13 protein-coding genes are annotated in these 23,719 nt (G+C 42.3%); 6 read left to right on the top strand and 7 right to left on the bottom strand.

Translation table 11 applies throughout. The annotated features are described in order from the left end of the window. Positions 1–11 precede the first annotated feature (11 nt). Together BQ7394_RS06630 and BQ7394_RS06635 are read right to left on the bottom strand one after the other, a co-directional pair. On the bottom strand, positions 12–1,703 hold the full coding sequence (locus BQ7394_RS06630; RefSeq protein ID WP_235848680.1) for a RagB/SusD family nutrient uptake outer membrane protein: 1,692 nt from the start codon (positions 1,701–1,703) through the stop codon (positions 12–14). Between the two features lie 13 nt (positions 1,704–1,716). Next, positions 1,717–4,959, bottom strand: coding sequence for a SusC/RagA family TonB-linked outer membrane protein (locus tag BQ7394_RS06635; protein ID WP_075556645.1), 3,243 nt, complete (start codon positions 4,957–4,959; stop codon positions 1,717–1,719). 981 nt (positions 4,960–5,940) lie between these two features. Here BQ7394_RS06635 and BQ7394_RS06640 point away from each other — a divergent pair. The 6 genes from BQ7394_RS06640 (at position 5,941) to BQ7394_RS06665 (ending at position 15,115) form a co-directional block, all read left to right on the top strand. After that, the gene (locus BQ7394_RS06640) at positions 5,941–9,981 is read left to right on the top strand and encodes a hybrid sensor histidine kinase/response regulator transcription factor (RefSeq protein ID WP_075556646.1); all 4,041 of its coding nucleotides are present in this window, start codon (positions 5,941–5,943) and stop codon (positions 9,979–9,981) included. Between the two features lie 6 nt (positions 9,982–9,987). Further along, positions 9,988–10,914, top strand: a complete 927-nt coding sequence (locus tag BQ7394_RS06645; protein ID WP_075556647.1) for a hydrogen peroxide-inducible genes activator — start codon at positions 9,988–9,990, stop codon at positions 10,912–10,914. 263 nt (positions 10,915–11,177) lie between these two features. Beyond that, positions 11,178–12,023: a prephenate dehydratase gene (locus BQ7394_RS06650; protein WP_075556648.1), complete on the top strand. Its 846-nt coding sequence runs from the start codon at positions 11,178–11,180 to the stop codon at positions 12,021–12,023. Further along, positions 11,998–13,188 carry a pyridoxal phosphate-dependent aminotransferase gene (locus BQ7394_RS06655; RefSeq protein WP_075556649.1) on the top strand — a complete coding sequence of 397 codons (1,191 nt, stop codon included), beginning with the start codon at positions 11,998–12,000 and terminating at the stop codon, positions 13,186–13,188. The genes BQ7394_RS06650 and BQ7394_RS06655 overlap by 26 nt, the downstream gene beginning before the upstream one ends. A gap of 12 nt (positions 13,189–13,200) precedes the next feature. Beyond that, complete coding sequence (locus BQ7394_RS06660) at positions 13,201–14,268, top strand: bifunctional 3-deoxy-7-phosphoheptulonate synthase/chorismate mutase type II (RefSeq protein WP_075556650.1); 1,068 nt, start codon at positions 13,201–13,203, stop codon at positions 14,266–14,268. 73 nt (positions 14,269–14,341) lie between these two features. After that, entirely contained in the window at positions 14,342–15,115 is a 774-nt protein-coding gene (locus BQ7394_RS06665; protein ID WP_075556651.1) for a prephenate dehydrogenase, read from the top strand. A 131-nt stretch (positions 15,116–15,246) separates the two neighbouring features. Here BQ7394_RS06665 and BQ7394_RS06670 read toward each other — a convergent pair whose 3' ends face one another. From BQ7394_RS06670 to BQ7394_RS06690, 5 genes are all read right to left on the bottom strand, one after another. After that, positions 15,247–17,751 (bottom strand): carboxylesterase family protein, encoded by a 2,505-nt coding sequence (locus BQ7394_RS06670; RefSeq protein ID WP_235848681.1) that lies wholly within the window; start codon positions 17,749–17,751, stop codon positions 15,247–15,249. Positions 17,752–17,863: 112 nt separating this feature from the next. Next, positions 17,864–19,450 carry a sulfatase family protein gene (locus tag BQ7394_RS06675; RefSeq protein WP_075556652.1) on the bottom strand — a complete coding sequence of 529 codons (1,587 nt, stop codon included), beginning with the start codon at positions 19,448–19,450 and terminating at the stop codon, positions 17,864–17,866. A gap of 19 nt (positions 19,451–19,469) precedes the next feature. Continuing rightward, positions 19,470–20,879 (bottom strand): sulfatase family protein, encoded by a 1,410-nt coding sequence (locus BQ7394_RS06680; protein ID WP_075556653.1) that lies wholly within the window; start codon positions 20,877–20,879, stop codon positions 19,470–19,472. A gap of 105 nt (positions 20,880–20,984) precedes the next feature. Continuing rightward, positions 20,985–22,043 (bottom strand): metallophosphoesterase, encoded by a 1,059-nt coding sequence (locus BQ7394_RS06685; RefSeq protein ID WP_394333690.1) that lies wholly within the window; start codon positions 22,041–22,043, stop codon positions 20,985–20,987. Between the two features lie 55 nt (positions 22,044–22,098). Next, positions 22,099–23,712, bottom strand: coding sequence for a RagB/SusD family nutrient uptake outer membrane protein (locus tag BQ7394_RS06690; protein WP_161951782.1), 1,614 nt, complete (start codon positions 23,710–23,712; stop codon positions 22,099–22,101). Between the last annotated feature and the right edge of the window lie 7 nt (positions 23,713–23,719).

Genomic DNA, 23,719 nt, shown 5'->3' on the forward strand with positions numbered 1-23,719 from the left:
ATATATTGTGTTTATTCGTATGGAAGTAAGTCAATCAGTGGAGCCTTTTCATGTTCTTCACGCATAACCGGCATCCAATAATTTTTCTCACCATTGAAAGTCATTGTACGGATCGGTTCAGTATCTCTTACATATCGCTTTGTTCCATCTGCATATTTATAAATTGTCATACTGTATCGGGGATGTGAATACACTTCCTCCAGTTTTTTCCAACGACGCAGATCAAACCAACGTTGTCCTTCAAAAAGTAACTCCATTTGACGTTCATACTCATATTCAGCACGTATATCCTTACCTGTTGCAGCAGGTTGTAAAGCACGTTCACGTACTAAATTGATATACTTTAAAGCCTCTGCATTATTACCCAGTTCAATTAAACATTCAGCATAATTTAGATAGACCTCTGCTAAGCGAAAGACAAACCAGGGAGTTGAATTCGATAAAGTACCACTTGTATCAAAATTAGGGTCCAAAAATTTACGCATACTAAAGCCTGTTATTGTGGCATTCCAGTAAGAAGGCCCTCCACGGCTATCCAAACCAGCAACAACACCGTTTTCACCAGGCATAAAATATTCAACTTCACGCTTGTCAGCACCATATCCCCACTTATCTCCATCGACCAGAATATTAGCTTTCAAACGAATATCCCGATTATTCCACGGATATACATTATCAGCTTCGATTTCATATTCTGTACCATCAGAGCACTGAAAACGATCGACTATTTCCAGCGTCGGCTGCATTGTTCCCCAACCGCCAAAACCACTACCGGTACCACAAGGAGACTGGTGAAGAAACGAATTATTAGTTTCAGTAACTTTTGATTGTGTATCATACAATTTTTCAAAAATCACTTCCGGATTATTCTGGTCCAGAAATAAATCAGCATAATCATCTGAACTGGAAACTGATTTCAAGTTGTATACACCCAGATCAATCACTGCTTTATTGGCATCAGCGGCCTTCTGCCACTTTTCAGAAGAAGGAGTTCCAAACAACGGACTTGCCATATATAACAAAGTACGCCCTTTCAATGCCAATGCCGCCCCTTTAGTTGCACGTCCTAAATCGTCTGCAGAACTATAAAGTGCGGGCAATAACATAGCCGCACTATCACACTGTGAAACAATATAGTTAGCCACATCATCCAAATCAGCACGTGTTTCAGTAAATTCAGAATCCAGGTCATGTGTGTTGGTTACCAAAACTACACGCCCATACAAACTATACAACATGTGATAGAAATAGGCACGGAGGAAATATCCCTGTCCTTTTAGTTGATCTTTCCATTCTTCGTATTCTTCTGTGCCTGCAGGAACATTATCAATATGCTCCATGAAATAATTTATATCTTTAATGGCGGAATAATAGAACTCCCACATCCGATACTTACTTGTATCATAACCGATTGCAAAATACGGATAATCGGTACCCAATGTTCCATCCAGTGCATGTTCTGTCCAGTAAGAATGCATTTGATGTACTTCGTCTGTCAAACTTGCAAATCGGCTACCACAAGAGTTTTCAGCTACGATATCAGTATAACTATTGTTCAAATATGTCTCAGCTAACGCCAAATCATTCCATACTGCTTCATCCGTAAATGAATCAGTCGGTGCAACGTCTAATACGTCACAAGAAGATATCCCTAACAGTGCACCTAATAAAGCTACACTACATATATTTTTTTTCATCTTCATAATTTCTTATTAATTAAAAGGTTACATTCACTCCAAAATTGATTGTCCGTTGTAACGGATATCCCAAAATACCACCGGAAGAAACCAGATAACCATCGTCATTGTAATAACTTGCCGCTTCCGGGTCAGAAACCTTAATATGATCTAATGTAAATAGATTATTGGCATTTAAATAAACACGGGCACGTTCAATACCGATAGTCTGCAAAAGATGCTTAGGTAGTGTATATCCTATTTCAACTGATTTCAAACGAAGAAATGCGGAATTTCTTAACCACCAAGTAGAAGAGACTCCATTAACATCATCCATATAACCAGAGTCATTGATACAAGCACGCGGCCAACGAGCTGCTGCGTTTTCTTCAGCACTGTTTGTTGCAATCCAACGCCCTTCATAAAAATCTGTCAACATATTCATAGTCGGTGTAATCAATTGATGAGCCATAGCCTGTCCCTGGAAGAATACATTTAAATCCAATCCTTTCCAACCTCCGTTTAAAGTGAAGCCATAAATAATCTTAGGAATAGCAGAATAATTGTCATAATATTTCATGTCATCTGCTGTAATTTGTTTATCTCCATTCAGGTCTTCATACTGTAAATCTCCAACCTGAGTTCCAGCCAAATGTGGTGAATTATCAATCTGTTCCTGAGTTTGGTAAATACCTATTGCATTATAAAGTTCCAACCCACCATAAGCATGACCAGTCACTCTTCTCCAATCGACTTTATTCGTTGCTTCATCGGAATAAACCACCTTATTCTTTGCGAACGTAAAGTTCCCAGTCACTCCCCAGGATATTTCATCATTCCGATCCTGATAAGAAGCAATGAACTCAATACCCTTATTATTCATCTTTCCAATATTTTCAGATGGTAGTTTTAATCCTGAATATAAAGGAATGGATGCATTACGAGTAATCAAAATATCACTACGTTTTGAAATAAAATAATCTACATCCAAACTAAACTTTCCATTCAAAAATTGAGAAGAGAAACCTACGTTTGTAGTACGAGCCGTTTCCCAGGTGACCAATGGATTAGCAGTACGGGACAGATACATACCTTTATTTTGTGAGCCGAACTGTATGCTGCTTTCATTGAATAAATACTGGGATAAATATTGGAAAGCTGTGATATCATCATTACCCATTTTTCCCCAAGAACCTTTTAATTTGAAAAAATTGATTGTCGGTTTCAAATTTTCCCAAAATGATTCCTCAGACATTACCCAACCTGCAGAGAAGCCAGGGAATAATCCCCAGCGATGGCCGGGCGCAAAATTCATAGATCCGTCGTAACGCAGCGTCACTTCTGCCAGGTATTTATCTTTGTATCCATAATTAATACGTCCAAAAATATTCTGACGGGCCGTCTTTGTGGAATAACCGCTATTAGACTGATCTTCCGGGTCATCACTACCTGCATTGATTTCCGGAATCTCTGTTGAAAGAAAATTTGTACGGTAAGCTCCTAAACTGCTAAAATCATATTTACTTTGTTCATAAGCGACAAAAGCATCCACTTTATGATCCTCATTGAATGTATGGCTATATCCTAAACGGGCATTCAATGTTATACGGGTAGAATTGTCAGACCATTGATTGACGCTAATTGCACCAGTTTGATCGCGCTGATTCTCATATTCTCCCCATATACCGGCCTGTTCTTGTCCCGAAGATACGTATTTATATACGTCATAGGGATGATTAAGTGTTTTCCCATTACGGAACGTAAAGTCCATAGCTGCATATCCTTCAAAATACAATCCTTTCGTAATGAAATCCATATCAACACGTATAGTCGGTTTCACATTCAAATAATTGTATGTATATTTTGTTTCACCCGGATCTTTTGTTACCATTACCGCCGGATTTGTTGATGCATATTCCATACCGACCAACGGATATTGACCATCAGGAGAATAAGCTCCGTAAATCGGTTTACACTTCATCAAAAAGTCAAATAAATAGTTTGTCGAGAACACACCACGTGTACGTTTTTCCTGACGTCCCTGGATATCCAAACCGACCTTAATATATTTACCAACCTTTGCATCAATATTAGAAGTTAACTGATATTGACCATAATCCTGAGCTGCATTCTTATAAATAGCATCTTGCCACATATACTGTGCAGAGGTATAAAATGAAATCTTATCATTACCTCCGTTTACCGATACACTGTGTTCTGTTTGTGTTGCCCAATTTTTAGATACCGTATCCCACCAGTTTGTACTCGGATATTGATAAGGATTCTCACCGTTCTGTGCCCAATTTATTTGATTTTCTTTAAAAGTGGTTTCTAATCCATGTCCCGTCTGGTATTCATTAATATAAGTCATATACTGATATGAGTTCAGCATTTCCGGAACTCGCGTAGGTTGTGAGAAACCAACACGGCCACTATAAGATAAAGTTGTCTTTCCTTCCTTACCACGTTTTGTTGTCACCAAAATAACGCCATTAGCAGCACGTGCACCATAGATGGCAGCAGAAGCGTCCTTTAAAATAGAGATAGATTCAATATCTTCCGCATTCAAACGGCTAAAACTACGGTCAGCAATACCATCCACAACAATTAACGGACTGGTACTACCAAACGTACCTTGACCACGAATCTGTATCGTAGCCCCATCTTCACCGGGTTCACCCGAGCGTGTATTAGCAATTACACCGGCTGTCTTACCGGCTAATGTATTACTCAAGTTGACTGCTGCTATTTTTTTCAGTTCATCACCTCCTACAGAAGAGATAGATCCGGTCAAAGTAGCTTTTTTTTGTGTACCGTAACCAACTACGACTACTTCATCCAATCCGATATTATTTTCCGTCAAAACTATATTAAATACAGTCTTGTTACCAACCACTATTTCCTGAGATTGCATACCTATATAAGAGATTACCAAAACTGCCCCTGATGGCACCTCCAGTTCAAAATTACCATCTATATCGGTCACTGTACCGATCGTTGTGCCCTTAACCTGTACAGCGGCACCCGGCACCGAAATACCTTGCTGATCGTTTACTGTACCGGTTACTTTCTTTTCTTGTTGCAAGTTTTCCACAACTTGTATACCATTATTCATCTGATGTGACACATCAGATGCGGTAGCGTGCGCTACAAAAAATACCGGTGATAGGCCAAGCAATCCCATTACCACCAGCTTCGCTTTGTTCTTGTTAAAGCAGCTCGAGCTTTCTACAGGAAACAAAGGATACAAATTTTCCAATTTGTTTTCTTTTACTTTTTTCATACTAATAGATTATTAGATTTATAACCCGTTTGTTACATACAAAGGAAAAGAGAATGTAATATTTATTATGAAAGAATTAAACAATTCAGGCAAAAAATAGTCCAAAACAGACTTTTCCAAATAAATCAAACAATCATTGACATTCAATACATTAAACAATACAACCATACTATTTTTCTATTTATATAGACAAAATTTATATTTTACCATAGAGATTCCATAACAAAAATTACAAACTATCATATGATTGAAAGTCCAATGTGTCAAAATGCTATTTCATCCTATCTCTGGTTTGGCTGTACGAGGGGAAGACCGGAATGGATGGATTTTACGAGATTCTCCGGAGGTTTAGTATTATCAAAAGAGTATTTTATAACCTGGACAATACAACAGATAGATATTTTTTTCTGCTTATTACATCCGTTTATTTCTCAAAATCAATATTCATATTGTTTATGACATTTTAATTTCATCCATTTTTACAGATAACCCAAAGACAAAAGCTGCTAAAAAACACACAATTCGAGCTCTAAAAAGTGTCAGGCCATTTCATTTATAATATGTTTTAACATTTTTTCCACCTTAAACAAACCACCACTTCGTTTAAAACAAAAAAAAATTCGTTTTAAACGAAGTGATAATTTCTTTAAAACGAGTTTCTGAAAATGATTTACGGGGATATCTGTTAATTATTGTAACAATAAATACTCCAAAAGCATTATTCTGAAATATTCGAGCGTTATCTATCCATCAAAAAAACAGACATATTAACACAAATATAATGGATTAGAAAACATTTTGTCTCAATTTATTTCGGCAAATAGAATAACCTATAACCATCTATAATTTACACTATATGAAACCTTCAAATCAGGCAATGCATTTAATCCCCATTTAGAAATAGTGTATTTTTTACCTGCACCACTAAGATATTCTATATATTTTCTACCTTTGTATTCAATACTGTATCTTCAAAATAACATGAGAGCACTATCTATTGTCCGATACATTAAGATTATTATAGTATTCCTATTATCCTACCAATGGATTTATGCGGAACAATTCAAGTTCATTCATTATGAAGTTGAAAACGGATTATCTTCCAATACAGTCCGCAGTATCATTCAGGATAGTCGGGGATTTATGTGGTTTGGCACGGAAAACGGATTAAACAGATTTGACGGTTATCATGTGAAAGTTTTTAAGAATATAATAGGCGACTCTACTTCTATTGGCAATAACTATATATATTCATTATTAGAAGATTCCAAAAAAATATTTTGGATAGGAACAGATGAAGGCGTCTATATCTACAATCCGGAACTGGAACAATTCAGATACTTTGCTATTCAGACAGACAATGGGACAAAAATCAAGAGTAACATAACAGCTATTGCTGAAGCCCCCAACGGAAATATCTGGTTTGCAACATTAAGTCAAGGTGTTTTCTGCTTCAACAAACAAACACAGCAACTAAAACAATATGAATCCATATCGGATAAAAGCAATTCACTGATTTCAAACACAATATTATATTTACACATCGATAGTCAAGGTTCGATATGGGTTGCTTCCCAACAAAACAAAGGAACCATAAATCGCTATGACCCGGAAAACGATCAGTTCATCACATACCAGATAGCGAAGATGAACGGAGAGTCTTGCGACTTGCGGATCTATGCCATTGAAGACGGAGACGAAGATAATCTATGGATAGGAACCTGGAATCATGGCATTTGTCAGCTAAACAAAAAGACATTAAAAATAGAATCATTCCTGGTTCCGGGAACACCGAACGGAATCTCTCACGTTCACTATATCACCGAATATCAACCGGGTATTTTATTAGTTGGCTCCGACGACGGGCTTGCTTATTTTGATACAAAGACGAAGAAAGCAGAAGTAATGACTGCCACCGAATTAAAAAACAGTAGCCTTTCCAATAAATTTATCTATCCCATCTATAAAGACAGGGAAGGAGGTGTTTGGGTCGGTACTTATCATGGCGGTGTCAACTATGCCGCTCCGATGAAAGGAATGATCAACGGATATACCCATTCGGATTATAGTAATTCTGTCGGTGGAAATATTATCAGTTGTTTTTGTGAAGATCCATCCGGTAATATCTGGATCGGTTCAGACGATGGCGGCCTGAGTTATTTTAATACGCAAAACAAAAAATTCACGAATTATCAGCCGGATCCGAACCGTAACAGTCTATCCTACCATAATATCCACGCCTTATTCCTGGATAATGAGAATTTATGGATCGGAACCTATTCCGGTAATCTGAATATACTAAATACCCGAACCGGTAAATTCTCCCAATATTTCGCCGACTCAACCGATAAGATTCCCTCGGATATGAGCAGTGTGTATTCTATCTATAAAGACAAACAAAACAATATCTGGGTGGGAACCATGCAGAGCATCCTGCGTTATGACCGCCCAAACGATGGTTTCAATAAAGTCAAAGAAACAGGAACAACTACCAGTTGTATATTGCAGGATTCAGACGACAATATATGGTTTGCCACACTGGGTAAAGGACTCTTTTGCTTTAACCCGAAAACAGAAAAATGGGAACAATATACATTAAACCCTGATGATAAAAACACCTTATCGACCAACCAGATAAATAGTCTCTGCCTGGATGACAAACAACAATTATGGGTAGGAACCGATAACGGAATATGCCGGTTTGATAAAACAATCGGAAACTTCGTACGTGTACCGCTGAATATATCACAAGCAGCCGTTACCGGTGTCGTTTTTAATCTGGGCTATTTATGGATCAGTACGATTAACGGGCTTATATCTTACTGCCTAGAGACCGGAAAACAACGGATCTTCTTTAAGAGCGATGGACTACAAAGCGACCAATATGGGGTCAATGCCGTCTTACTGGCATCCTCAGGACTTTTATATCTGGGAACCACCAACGGTTTCTGCGAACTCGATACTCGTACCATCACCTTTAATACTTATATACCGCCGGTAGTAATTACAAACCTGCAGGTATTCAATAAAGATGTAAAAATCGAAGAGAAAGGTATCCTTCCTCAATCGACGACCAGTATTAAAGAAATTGAACTCTCTTACAAACATAATGTATTCAGCATCGAATATGTGAGCCTTAGTTATAGTGTACCGGCCAAAAACCAGTATAAATATAAACTGGAAGGTTTCGACAAAGACTGGAACTTTGTAGGTAACCAGCGAAAAGCGACCTATACTAATTTACCGGCCGGTAAATACAAGTTCCATGTAATGGGTTCAAATAACGATGGCGTATGGAATGAAGAGGCTACAACCGTAGATATAATCATTCATCCCCCCTTCTGGCGTTCACATTTGGCCTATTTCATTTATATCATATCAATCATAGGATTGGTATGCTACATTATATATGCAATGAAGCTACGAACAGAAAAACGTCATAAAGCCCGCATGCTTCAACTGAGTGTGGAAAAAGAGAAGGAACTGCATGATGCCAAGATCAATTTCTTTACCCTGATCGCCCATGAAATACGAACACCGGTCTCTTTAATTATCGGACCGCTCGAAAAGATAATGGAAACCTCATCAACTCTTCCTACAACGATCCAGAGTGCATTAAATATAATCGATCGCAACAGTCAGCGACTCCTGTCATTGGTCAATCAGTTGCTGGATTTCCGGAAAGCGGAACAGGGAGCATTCGTGATCAACTTCTCCGAACAAAATATGTACGAATTACTCCAGAACCTGTATGATCGTTTCAAACCGATGATCGAACAGAAAGGTATCGCCTTTTCTTTTGATATGCCGGATAAAGGAATTATGGCCATTGTCGATCCCGAAGCGATAACTAAAGTCATCAGTAACCTGCTCACCAATGCCACCAAATACGCTTCCGGCAAAATTACGATGACCTGCGGGATTCATAATAGAGCTGTTATCATCAAAGTCTCGGATGATGGCCGGGGAATATCCGAACTGGAACAGAATAATATATTCCTTCCTTTCTATCAGATAGCCCAGAGCCATAAACCAGGTACAGGACTCGGACTTTCGCTGGCTAAATTACTGGTAGATGCCCATCATGGCATGATTGAAGTAGAAAGTACAGCAGAGCAAGGAACAACATTTACTGTTACAATACCATTGGAACAACCCAATGTTGCTCCCGCAAAATCTAAAAAGGATATAGTGACCGACTATACGGTTCCCGAAGAGGAACCGTACACCAAAGATGCTACCAGTCAACTAATCGCATCTTCCGGCCGCCCCACATTATTGATCGTAGAAGACAATACCGACATGAGGAGCTTCCTCCATGACAGTTTCAAAGAGACATACAATATTCTATTGGCAGAAAACGGTCAGGAAGGATTAGAACAGCTGAAAAAACAACCTGTCGATCTTATCATAAGCGACGTGATGATGCCGGTTATGGATGGTTTCGCATTTGCCAAAGAGGTAAAGGAAAACGTTTCTTACAGCCATATCCCATTGGTATTGCTGACTGCGAAAACCGATAATATATCGAAAGTAACCGGTATAAAGTCCGGAGCAGATGCCTACATCGAAAAACCTTTCTCGACACAGGTATTACGTGCCCAAATCGAGAATTTGCTCGAATCGCGGAAAAAACTGAGAAAGAAGTTTTCAGAAATGCCGTTCGTTCCTCTGGATAGTGTAGCTGTCAATAAGGCTGACGAACAGTTCTTGTCGAAGATGAACGAGATCATTGAAAAGAATATATCGAATGTCGACTTCTCCATCGATGTATTGGCAGAACAATTATGCATCAGCCGGTCGGGATTGTTTGCCAAAATAAAAACGCTGGTAGAAATGACCCCGAATGAACTGATACAGCTTGTCCGTTTAAAGAAAGCGGCAGAGTTGTTAGCAACACAGAAATATCGTATCAACGAAATATGTTACCAGGTTGGATTCAACAACCCTTCTTATTTCTCCAAATGTTTCCAGAAACAATTTGGAGTTTTGCCGAAAGATTTTATGAACAAAAAAAACTAAAGCAGTATGAATATACAGCAACTCGAGTACATCCTGGCGGTAGACACATTCCGCCACTTTGCAAAAGCTGCAGAACATTGCAGAGTAACACAACCTACTCTCAGTATGATGATCCAAAAATTGGAAGACGAACTGGGTATTAAATTATTCGACAGAAATATGCAACCGGTCTGTCCTACTCCGGCCGGAAGGAAAGTGATCGACCAAGCCCGTACCGTATTATACCAGGCCTCCCTGATAAAAGATATCGTGAATGAAGAAGAACAGTCGCTGAAAGGAACTTTCCGCCTGGCCGTTTTACCAACGATTGCCCCTTATCTGCTTCCCCGTTTCTTCCAGCAGCTATCAGAAAAACATCCCGACCTGGATATCCGTATCCTGGAAATGAAAACAGCCCCGACAATGTCTGCCATATTAAACGGAGAGATCGATGCAGCCATCATTGCCAACCAACCGACCGAGACACAACTGCAAGGCGATACATTATATTACGAACAGTTCTTCGGCTATGTAGCCGAAAACGATCCGGTATTCAAAAAAGACCTGATCCGTACAGCCGATATCAGCGACGAACACCTCTGGCTATTGGACGAAGGACATTGCTTCCGCGACCAGTTGATGCGTTTCTGCCAGATGGAGAAAGTAAAACTCCGCCAGGCAGCCTACCGTTTGGGAAGCCTCGAAACATTCATGCGAATGGTTGAAAGCGGTAATGGTGTCACGTTCATTCCCGAACTGGCTACCCTGCAACTCAGTGAAGAACAAAAGAAACTGGTACGTCCTTTCGCTATCCCTAAACCGGCACGCGAAATTGTCTGGATCACCCGTAAAGATTTTATCCGTCATACCATTGCAGGCATGTTGATCGAGAGCATTAAAAAGTCCGTACCGAAAGAAATGTTGACGCTTCAGGCTGGATTAAAAGTAGTCTGAACATTATTTTTACTGCATGGCGAAAAATATTATTACTTTTTGCTTGTAGTTTCCAAAAAAGCGTTACTTTTGCTGCGTATTTAAAAACAAACGAGACAAATGAATCGATTTAGCTTTACATATTTCTTTTATTACTTTTACTTTAGCAGAGTGAAGGCAGGAATTTGTATGTAAAGCGTTGATGATAGAAAATATGTATCAATAAAATATATGAAGTCCTGCCGGTTACGGTGGGACTTTTTTTATGACTTTAAGACAGAAAGATGAAAAAGAGAGTAGCAATTCAGGGAATAGCCGGTTCGTATCACGATATCGCAGCCCGTAGCTTCTATGAAGGTGGAGAAATTGAGATTGTTGGATGCAATACATTCAGAGATGTAATCACGACCATCAAGAAAGATCCGGCGATACTGGGTCTGATGGCCATCGAGAATACGATTGCAGGAAGCCTGCTGCAGAATCATGAGCTGATACGCGAAAGCGGTTTGCGGGTGATCGGTGAATACAAATTGCGTATTTCGCATTCGCTGGTTGCACTGCCGGGAACGACGATACACGAAATTACGGAAGTCAACTCCCACCCTATCGCGCTGATGCAATGTACCGACTTTCTCGATACCCTGCCGAACGTGAAGATGGTAGAAAAAGAAGATACCGCCATGAGCGCCCGCTGGATTTCCGAGAATAAGCTGAAAGGACACGCCGCCGTCTGCGGTAAACTGGCTGCTAAGATATACAACATGGAAATCCTTGCCGAAGGGATAGAGACAAATAAACGCAACTTCACCCGCTTCCTGGCCCTGGCAGACCGATGGACGGCAGAAGACTTGCTCGAAAAGACAGAAATCAACAAATCATCTCTCGTTTTCGCTCTCCCCCACACCTCCGGCAGCCTTTCCAAAGTGCTTTCTATTCTTTCTTTCTACGACATGAATCTTTCCAAAATACAATCGCTCCCGATCATCGGCCGCGAATGGGAATATTTGTTCTATATCGATCTGACATTTACTGATTATACCAGATACAAACAAGCATTGGATGCAATCATCCCATTAACAAAGGATTTAAAAATATTAGGCGAATATGCAGAAGGAAAACAAAGTGTGTAACATCACACCTGCCGACCGTGTCGGTAGCGTACAGGAATACTACTTCTCAAAGAAACTGAAAGAGGTAGCCGAAATGAATGCCGCAGGCAAGAACGTAATCAGCCTGGGTGTAGGTAGTCCCGACCTGCCTCCTTCGAAACAGACAATCGAAACGTTGTGCGAACATGCCCATAATGCCAATGAGCACGGTTATCAGCCGTATGTGGGTATTCCGGAATTACGTAAAGGTTTTGCTGACTGGTATAAGACCTGGTACGATGTGGAACTGGACCCGAAGACGGAGATCCAGCCGTTGATCGGTTCCAAGGAAGGTATCCTGCATATCTCGCTGGCTTTTCTGAATCCGGGAGACGGCGTATTGGTTCCCAACCCGGGTTACCCGACCTATAGTTCTGTCAGCAAATTGGTACAAGCCAACCTGATATCTTATGAGTTAAAAGAAGAATTAGGATGGCAACCGGATTTCGAAGCATTGGAAAAAATGGATCTTTCCAACGTAAAACTGATGTGGGTAAATTACCCCAATATGCCGACCGGAGCCAATGCGAGTATGGAACTTTTCGAGAAGTTGGTTGCTTTCGGACGTAAGCACGGTATTATTATATGTAATGACAATCCGTATAGTTTTATACTAAACGAACATCCATTAAGTATTCTCAGCGTACCGGGAGCCAAAGATATTTGCATCGAGATGAACTCGATGAGCAAGGCACACAATATGCCGGGTTGGCGTATGGCTATGTTGGCTTCGAATGCACAATTCGTTCAATGGATACTGAAGGTGAAAAGCAATATCGACTCAGGCCAATTCAAACCGATGCAACATGCAGCAGTGGAAGCCCTCAAAGCTCCGAAAGAATGGTACGATACTATGAACCGAACTTACCGCAGTCGTCGCGACCTGGCAGGACAAATCATGCATGCCATAGGATGTATATATGATGAAAACCAGGTAGGAATGTTCCTTTGGGGAAAGATACCGGCAACAGCAGAAGGTAGTGAAGCACTGGCAAACAAAGTATTGTACGAAGCCAATGTATTTGTCACTCCCGGATTTATCTTCGGAAGTTGCGGTGAACGTTATATCCGCATTTCCCTTTGTTGCAAGAATGAAGCATTACAGGAAGCATTAGATAGAATCAAACAATTAGAAATAAACAAATAAAAGTATACAATCATGGAAATGGAATTAGAATCGATCTTATTACCCGGTGTAGACCCCCAGCGTCCTATCATCATCTCCGGCCCGTGTAGTGCCGAAACAGAAGAACAAGTAATGGAAGCCGCTCATCAGCTTTCGTCCAAAGGAGTTAAAATATTCCGCGCCGGAATTTGGAAACCCCGTACTAAACCGGGAGGTTTCGAAGGTATTGGAGCAGAAGGTCTGCAATGGTTGAAACGCGTGAAGAAAGAAACCGGAATGTATGTCGCTACCGAAGTGGCAACAAAAGATCATGTATTCGAAGCCTTGAAAGCCGGTATCGACATTCTGTGGATCGGTGCACGTACCACCGTAAACCCATTTGCCGTACAGGAAATCGCAGACGCATTGAAAGGGGTAGACATCCCCGTACTGATCAAGAACCCGGTAAACCCGGATTTGGAATTGTGGATCGGAGCTTTCGAACGTCTGTACGGAGCAGGTATCCGTAAATTGGGTGCTATCCACCGTGGATTCAGTTCATACGACAAAAAGATGTACCGTAACCTGCCGCTGTGGCATATTCCTATCGAACTGCGCCGCCGCATGCCGAACCTGCCGATCTTCTGCGATCCCAGCCATATCGGTGGTAAACGCGAACTGATCGCTCCGCTGTCTCAACAGGCTATGGATCTGAGTTTCGACGGTTTGATGATCGAATCACACCCATGTCCGGATTGTGCATGGAGCGACGCTTCACAGCAGATCACTCCGGATGTCCTGGATTATGTTGTCAACCTATTGGTTATCCGTAACGAAACACAGACAACAGAAAATCTTGCCGAACTGCGTCGCCAGATCGATGGCATCGACGAACAATTACTCGAACTGCTGGCTAAACGTATGCGTATCTCACGCGAAATCGGGGTGTATAAGAAAGAGCATAACATGCCTATCCTGCAGTCACCGCGTTACAGCGAGATTCTGGAAAAACGTTCCGATATGGGACAGACAATGGAACTGAACGTGGACTTTGTAAAAGAAATATTGAAAGAGATACATGAAGAGTCTGTTCGTCAGCAGATGATCATCATGAACGAGTAATAAGCGTCCGCTTGCGTCGTGATGTGATGCTGTGTCACATCACGACGCAAAATAAAAACAAAAAGAATAAGAAATGAAGATATTAATATTAGGTGCCGGAAAGATGGGTTCTTTCTTCACCGATTTGCTTAGCTTTGACCACGAAGTAGCCGTATTAGAGAGTGATCCGAAAAGGATGCGTTTCATTTACAATGCTCTTCGTCTTCAAAAACCGGAAGAGGTTGCAGAGTTTGCTCCTGAATTGGTCATCAACTGTGTGACATTGAACTATACGATCGAAGCATTTAAAGCTGTCCTTCCTTACCTTCAACCGTATTGTATTATTTCGGATATAGCATCCGTAAAAACCCATCTGAAAGAGTTCTACGAAACTTGCGGCTTCCCGTATGTTTCCACTCACCCGATGTTCGGCCCTACTTTTGCCAACCTGGGACAGTTGGAGAAAGAAAATACAATCATTATCTCCGAAGGTGACCATCTGGGAAAGATTTTCTTCAAAGATATTTATGCCAGTCTGCGCCTGCATATCTGCGAATACACATTCGAAGAACACGACAAGGTGGTAGCTTATTCATTAGGTATTCCTTTTGCGTCGACAATGGTATTTGCCGCAACGATGAAACATCAGGATGCACCGGGTACGACATTCAAGCGTCACATGAAGATCGCACGCGGACTGTTGTCGGAAGACGATTATCTGTTGACTGAAATCCTTTTTAACCCGCGTACACCGAAACAGATCGCTCGTATCCAGGAAGAGCTGAATATTCTTCAGGATATTATTAAGGATAAAGATTCGGAAGCAATGAAAGGTTATCTGACCAAGATTCGTAAAAACATTGAATAACAATCATCACTACCCGCGCAGGTAGTCGTAATTACCCGCACGGCTGTTTTTCATTCCCCGCGCAGCTAATCGTCACTACCTGCGCGGGGAATTTTATCTTTATAACTATATTTATCAGTCAAATCGCAATCTTATTCAGTAATGAAATGACCTTGTCCCACACTCCAGTCGTTACCGAAGAAACCGGATACCTCAACTCCATGAATACCATCTTTCAGGACATCCACATTAAAGATCAATAAGTCGGGAAAACCGGTAATGCCGGAGATATAATCATTCGGATAGGTTGCTTTCATTCCTTCGATACCAGTTCCGGCCACTACGCCGACGCTGGCTGTACGGCTATCGGGACGGGGATAGACGAAATAAGTACCCAGATTATTACCCTTCATTACTTTTTCTCCCATCCGTATCTCACCTTTCAGAACCTGTACCGGAGCATTCTTCAAAAGCTTATTCCAGGCTTTGTTGTTCGCTGCATTTCCATAAAGCACAACATTCCGGTCGGCATAGGCAGACGGAGCAAAGTCTTTATCGGCAATCACTTCGATAGAACCGTTTCCTCTGTAAAGGAATGTTTCCGCATCGAACCGTGCTTTATTCTGATACCATGCATTTTCTTCTTTATTCCCCCCGGTGGCATATACAAATACCACATTATTGTCGAAAGCCTGCTTGAAACCTCCATAACGTGAAGGATATTTCTCCGTTACCGATACCTCATCGATCAATGTCCATTTACCGGAAACTTTCTTCAAGACAGCCGGTTTACTTCCATCTGCACGAAGCGTTTCATTGTCGATCGTTATTATTGCTTCCGTTGGAAGTTTCAAAGCAGAAAGATCAAATGTGAGGGAAGCCACATTCGAGGTTGTTCCTTCAAGTCCTTTGTCGGTTTGCTTGAAAGATAAAGAAGAAAAAGCGTAAGCGGTATCCTGCTGATTTATGGTTACCCAATAATCTTTAGCGGAAATAGCAGGAGAGGCCGTATGAAATTCCAGTTGCTTCACTTCGCCGGCTGCCGGAACTTTATGCCAACGGAAATAATCGAAAATAGGTTTCCAGTCTACACTCTCGTTGCTGTACCAATGCGAACCGCCGGGATATTCATAATAACAGAAGTCCGGATGGAAAGTACCCAATAATTCACGCATCTGGCGTACCTGCTGGATCGGAACCACATTGTCGGAGTCGCCATGCAGGATATAGATACCCGATTGCAGGAAGTTTTTCTTCAGATCCAAGACACGTCCGGCATTAGCAGCCCGGCAAATCATATTGAAATGCTTCTCTCCCACATTGGCAGCATCGGCATTCGGCCGGGAGTACCGGGCAATATCCGGATAACTGGCACAGGGAGCGATAGCAGCAAAACGATCGGGATAAGTAACACCGAGGAACCATGTCCCGTGTCCACCCATCGAATGACCGGTCAGATAGGTATGCGACGGATCGGTTTTTAATACATTCTCTGCTTCGGCAAGAACTTCCATTGCGTCGACACGTCCCCACTCTTCCCAGTTGAAACCGAAGGGACGGCGGTTGGTCGGAGCGACGATATGTCCCCAGTCTTTCGGAGCATAAGCACGGGCCTGATTGCGGGCTTCCACAGATGCACCGTGAACAGAGAGGAATAATGCCTGATTATCAGCCTGAGTCGTGGATGGAGTCACACTATAATATTGCACGCTACCATCTACATTACTGATAAAAGTCCGTTCATGAATGGAAGAAGCGTCTTTTTGCTGCAAAGCGATTTCGGTGCGGTCGATCTCTTTTCCTGACTTATCCAATAGAGTAACAGTAGCCTTCGTTTCTCCTTTCTTTGTGGAAACGGCTGCCGGAACCTGGAATTTTACCTTACGTACCATCATAGGCATGATATCGTCCGTTGCAATAGTAGCTACCTCACCGCTTTCCAGTTTACACTGTATCTTTAATCCGGACAAATTCTTATCCTGCGCATTGACAACACGGATGGCAGCCCATTTCTCTCCCGTTTCTCCATTAATAATGTCCGGCAAGGTCATATCCCTTTTAGTTAACATCACCGGTTTAGTTGGAATTATCAACTTGGCTTCTACCCGACCGAAACGTCCCGGAGTGAAGATAAATTCGTTATTCCCCTTTTGCAAACGGAAAGGGATCAGCGTATAAGCAAAATCATAATGATCACCTTCGTGTGGCATACCATTGATAAAAGTACGAGTGTTTCCACTCGATTCGAGTAAGGCAATCTGGGGTTTATCCGCTTCATAAGCGGTATAAACATAAGCACGACGTAAGGCACGATTAGCAAACTTTCCGGTAGAGTCGGCAGCGATCGGAGTCCATTGTACGGCTTCCCGGGTACGTCCATAGTTCGTTGCAGTCAGGTCATTTTCCGAAGGAGTACGGAATTTGCCGGTTGCCATCTCCCATCCGAGACCGTCGGAAGTAGCAAATAAATAACCGGAAGGGGCTGTCACCGGAACATAATATCCCTGTTTGAAGGCATGGAGTATGATACCTTCGTCTACACGTTCCACTCTCTCTTTTCCAAAATACTCGACAATATTACCCGTCGTTTGTTGTGCTATCAGCGGAGCCATACTTATAAACAGCCCGGTAGCAATCAGAATGTACATTTTCTTCATGTGAAATAAATTAGTGGTTGTAAAATTGTTTTGACGAAAAAAGGAGACTGTGTTATCTGAGGGCTATTCAGTCCTTTTATCACAGCCTCCTTTACTATAAAGTGAATTGTTATTACATCCAGTAATATTGATCCATTATTTCCTTCATCCGTGGCGTATCGGCATCGGTATCTCCTACTTCCTCACGAAGTTTCAATAATTCCTGCTTCATTTCCTTGATGATATCTTTATACTGAGGATCATTATACATGTTCTTATCCTCCTTCGGATCTACCTGCAAATCATGGAATTCCCATGCCGGAGTGGTCGGCGTTTCTTCCGACCCCGTAGCATTCAGGCGGTCACCATACAGGAACATCAGTTTATAACGCTCGTTACGTATACCCATATGAGCAGGACGGATGGAATGATGTGTCCAGTAGCGATAATACATTTCTTTCCGCCAGTCGGCAGACGTCTCCCCTTTCAGATTCTTCCGGAAGCTTTTACCTTGCGACAAATCCGGTGCTTTTACTCCGGCGTAATCGGCCAGCGTCGAAGCAAAGTCGACATTCAGGATAATATCTTTATTACGTGTTCCGGCCGGAATTTCTTTCGGGTAACGGATCACAAAAGGCATGTGCAAAGGTTCTTCGTACATCATCCGCTTATCGAACATGCCATGCTCACCCAGGAAATACCCCTGGTCGGAAACATAGACTACGATTGTATTCTTACTCAGTCCTTCTTCATCGAGCATCTTCAACAGACGGCCGATATTATCGTCGATTGTAGCGCCACAACGCAGATAGTCCTTAATCATCTTCTGGTAAATCTTCTTACGGGCGGCAACCTTATCCATGCCTTTTGTAGAGAAAGGTAGTTCCGGATAACGACACCACCAGGCATCCGGATCCTTCGAAGCGGTCTCCCAACGCCAACCCATATTCTCCAACTGCTGTCCTTTGAAAGCCCTGCCCGACTCTTCCGGACCGAACTCCATCATACTTTCAGGTTCAGGGAATACCACATCGTCATAAAGATGCTTCATCCGTTCGGGGAAATCCCAGGGTTCGTGGGTTGCTTTGAAATGGCAACACATCATGAAAGGTTTGTCCTTATCACGGTTGCGTATCCACTCCATGGTCTGATCGGTAACGATATCAGTCGAGAAGCCTTTTACCTCTACCCCCTGTTTTCCTTTATCGTCGTCCACCCAGTTTTCGGCAGTTTTGAAAATAGGATTGACATATTCACCCTGATCGTGGAACACATTAAAATGATCGAAACCGGCAGGTTGTCTCTTCAAATGCCACTTACCGATCAAGGCTGTCTGATAGCCACCGGCCTGCATTTGTTTCGCAATATTATCGACAGCCGGCTCCAATCCATCCTCCAGGGTATACACACCATTACGGTGGCTGTATGCTCCGGTCATGATAGCGGCACGGCTCGGTGCGGAGATCGAGTTGGTACAGAAACAGTTATCCAACACACAACCTTCGTTAGCCAAACGACGGATATTCTCATTCTTTACATAGTCAGCCAGGATACCCCCATAGATACCCCATGCCTGACCGGTGTGGTCGTCAGACAAAATAAAGAGGATATTCGGACGTTCCTCCGCTTCTTTCTCCGTCTTTTTGTTCGAGTTGCAACCAATGATAGGCAAGCATGTTGCTAACATACCTGCCTTTAAAATTAGATCAGCGTTTTTCATTATCTATATAATAATCTTGTTATTTCAGTTTTCCTGGTTCGCGACGTCCTGTTCCCTTCACACGTGTCAGATTATCTCCCAGATCCTTACGCATATCATCAGCGATCTTCATCAATTTGGCCGCCTCTTCCGGATATTGGGATATGACATCGTAACGTTCTCCCGGGTCACGGCGCAGGTCGTACATTTCAGCCTTCTTCAGTTCCAGGTTTGTCAAATTACCCGGCTGCCCGTCATTGCCCGGCGCGTAAGCACCATAGGTGACATATTTATGTGGGAACACAAGTTTAAATTTACCGTCTGTTACAGCCTCCAAATCGTTTTTGTGATAATAATAAACGAATGACTCACGTGGATTAGCGTCCTTTTCTCCTTTGATAAGGGGAACGATACTTACACCGTCGATCTTACGTTGGGGAAGCGGGGCACCGCTGAGTTCTGCCAATGTCGGCAACAGATCTATATTGGATGCCAGTTTATTACAGGTTGTACCCGGCTGAACGGTTCCTTTCCAGTACATCACACACGGGATACGGTTACCACCATCAAAAGTAGTAGCTTTAGCTTCGCGAAGCCCTCCGGCTGAACCGGCGTGGTTTCCATAGTTAGCCCACGGACCATTATCGGAAGTAAGGACGATCAGGGTATTTTCTTCCAACCCCTGTTCACGTAATGCTTTCAATACTTCACCAACACTCCAGTCCAGTTCCATCATTACATCACCGTATAACCCCTGTTCACTCTTTCCTTTAAACTTATCGGAAACAGCCAGTGGAACGTGCGGCATAGAATGTGCCAGATAAATAAAGAACGGTTTATTTTTGTTCTTCTTGATGAAGTTTACCGTACGATTCGTATAATCGGTTGTAAATTGAGTCTGATCGGTGTTATAACCTACTATTTCGTTTCCATCGTAAGTCGGCAGATCCGGGAAATTGAATACTTCCCCCTGTTGCGGGTGGAAAGGCCACATATCATTAGAATAAGGCAACCCGTAATATTCATCGAAACCATTCTGCAAAGGAAGAAATTGTTTGGCGTCTCCCAAATGCCATTTACCAAAAACAGCCGTACTATATCCTTTTTGTTTCAGCAACTCTCCTATCGTCATTTCATCAGGACTGATACCATAATCAGAACCTGGACCAGGTGCTCCGGCAAAACCGATACGGTTCGGATAGCAACCGGTCAGCAATCCGGCACGCGATGCACCGCTGATAGGTTGTCCGGCAAGGAAATGAGTGAAACGGACTCCCTCGGCAGCCATACGGTCGATGTTCGGCGTTTTATATCCGTAGGCTCCGTTATAGGAAAAGTCTCCGTAGCCTGCATCATCGAGGTTGATGATAATGAAATTAGTGTAGTTTACGGCCACACCAGCCATTGAAAATGCAGATGTAGCAGCTAATAAGAATAGTTTACTGTTCATGATATTATGTTTCTTGTTAAACTTTGCGAACTTTAAGAGTAGACAAAGTTCGCAAAGTTTTCTAAAGAAACAAATAATATATAGGAGTTTTCTTCCTATAAACGCTTAGGGTTCAATCACGATATCGAATTCGTCACAGTCGCCGGTACGCCAGGCAAACGACTCCGTTGTCGGAGAAATACCAAACAAAGGAGAATAAGTTTTTACCTTGATCGTTTTCCCATCCGGCATAAATTCCAGGATACGCAACCAACCGTCTCCCCCGTTCCCATGCCAACCACCTCCGGCTGTCTGAGCGTTGAACATCATTTGGAATACACTTTTCCCTGCTACATTCTTATCCGTACGACGTCCTACATTGTGGCAGAAATCATCCACCAGACAATAGTGACCACAAATCAGCATACGGATATTGGAAGAGGGATACAACAGTTTCTCCCAAATCGCTTTCCCATAATTAGCCGGAGATACTTTATAGTTTTCGGATTCGATCACCGTTCCATCCCACCGCAAATAGGAATGTGTCAGTACAAAAACCTTATGATCGGCAAACTTCTTACTGGCAGCTAAATCTTTCGCCCATTCGAGCACCTCATCACGGGGAGCAAACTCTGTCGTAATAACAAGAATTTTACCCCAATGAGGTTCATCGAATGCAAAAGCCGCATTCTCCAATGTCGGTAATCCGAATGCATTATTGCAAACGCTGACTAATGAGTTTTTCCATGTACTGTTACGCTCCACCGGGAAATATTCAGGGAATCGGCACAAGCGGTTCTCCGAACGGGTATATCCGTAATCATGATTCCCTCCACAAATGATATAAGGGATCTTATTATCTAACTTAGCAAAGGCATTGGAAGCTGCTTTCCATTGCTGGGTACTTGTCTGGTTTCCATTTACATTATCCGGAACGATATATTCGTTTTGTTCTACCAGATCACCGGTACATAACACAGCCTTCACCGACAGTTTGTCCAGATTAGCAGCCGTCCATGCAGTCATCAGGTCGAAAAGCGGCTGGTTGGTATCGAACTTGGTATAACTCTGCGGGTCCGGTAAAAGGATCATTGAAAACGATTCGGTATCCGTCAGTTCCGGCTTTCCGGCTCCCGGTTGTCCGCTTTTATTCTGAGCTGTTGCCATCAGAAATGGCAACAGCATACATATACAAATAAGCTTCTTCATGTTATTTATCTATTCATTAAAGATATACACATCAGTTGCCCCAACCGGAGTGTTGTTGCAGATTCTTATTGGAATTCAATTCATCGGCCGGATAAGGCAGATCAAACAATTTTTCATCCCAAGCAAATCCGCCGACACGGGGCCATTCTTCCTTCAATGTTCCCCAACGTTTCAAATCATAATACCGCATGCAGTCTACTGCAAAAAGTTCTACTCTCGATTCGTAGTTTATCGCATTCATGGCTTCCTGTCCGTTGGTGATTGTGAACGGCGGTAATACATCTTTATCGGCCATTCCTTCAGGTATATATTTCTCCGGATTAGCTAATGCGAACCGACGGGCACGGGAACGGACTTTTTCTATATATTCGGAACATTTGGCATAATCAGGAGCCGACTTTAACGCATACGCCTCCGCAATATGCAAATAAACTCTCGGTAAAAGCATTAAATGGATATCCGTTCGTTTATTCCAGGTGTTCTCTCCATACCATACTCCCCTTTTCTGAACATCATAACCGGTTGCCGTATTGACAAGCCAGTCCTGTTTCCATGTCATCTGTTTTCCGGTTGTTGTTTCGACTTCATCCATGATAGTGAAAAATGTCGCATCGAAACGCGGATCACGGTTTTTCCAACTCTCAGTTGCTTTATAATAAGACGATTCATTTATCGGTTTACCGTCTATCGCTTCATAGAAATCAACCAGCTCACGGGACGGATAAAAATAATCGCCGGAATAGGTATCACCACGCATAATACGCCCGTCTTCACCCAAATCTTCTATAGTACCCCAATAGAACTCCCGGTATGTTTCCACACCACTGCCAAAACCTACCGAGAAAATGATCTCCGGACATGCTTCATAATCTACTCTCAACACATTCCCCGGATTTTCTATTAATGAATAACCGTATTTCTCAACCTGTTCACCGGCTTTTATCGCATTCTCATACTCCTTTTCATACAGATAGACTTCGCATAAATAAGCATAAGCTGCTCCTTTCGTTGCCCGGTTCTGATATTTATCCTCCCAGGCATCCGGTAAATTCTGAGCGGCAAATTCAAGATCAGGAAGAACAGTCTGCTTAATGATCTCATTCTTGGGAGTCGCTGCTAATTGTACATCATCCCCATTGGTCGGGTCTGATACAGAAACGGAACGCAAAGGAACATCCCCGTAGAACTGAACCAGGCGAAAATACCAGAATGCCCGGATAAAGAACATCTCTGCCAGGTGTTTATTGCGGGTATCTTCATCGATGATATCGGCAGGCATATTCTTCACTCCTTCGATATTTTTATTACAAACAGCTATCCCCTGATAAGCACGCTGCCAGATACCTTTCACCAGATTCGATTCATTCGGATTAAATGATCCGACATAAAAAGGTTGGGCATCTTTAAAACCGGCAGACGATAGATCACCAGTCATTCCCAGTTCCAATTGAGCGTCCGCCCAATGGGCATTCAGCTTCTGCAACTTGGCATAGCAGGCCATAGCCGCCAGGTTAGCATGCTCCTTCTGGGTAAAGAAAGTCGTTTCGTCAATTGAACCATAAGGATTCCGGTCCAGGAAATTATCCATACAGCTTGTTGTCAGTATACACAACAAGATCAATAATCCTATTATATTCGATTTCATAACCATC

The sequence above is a fragment of the Parabacteroides timonensis genome (genome assembly GCF_900128505.1).
In the GTDB taxonomy this organism is placed as follows: Bacteria; Bacteroidota; Bacteroidia; order Bacteroidales; family Tannerellaceae; genus Parabacteroides; species Parabacteroides timonensis.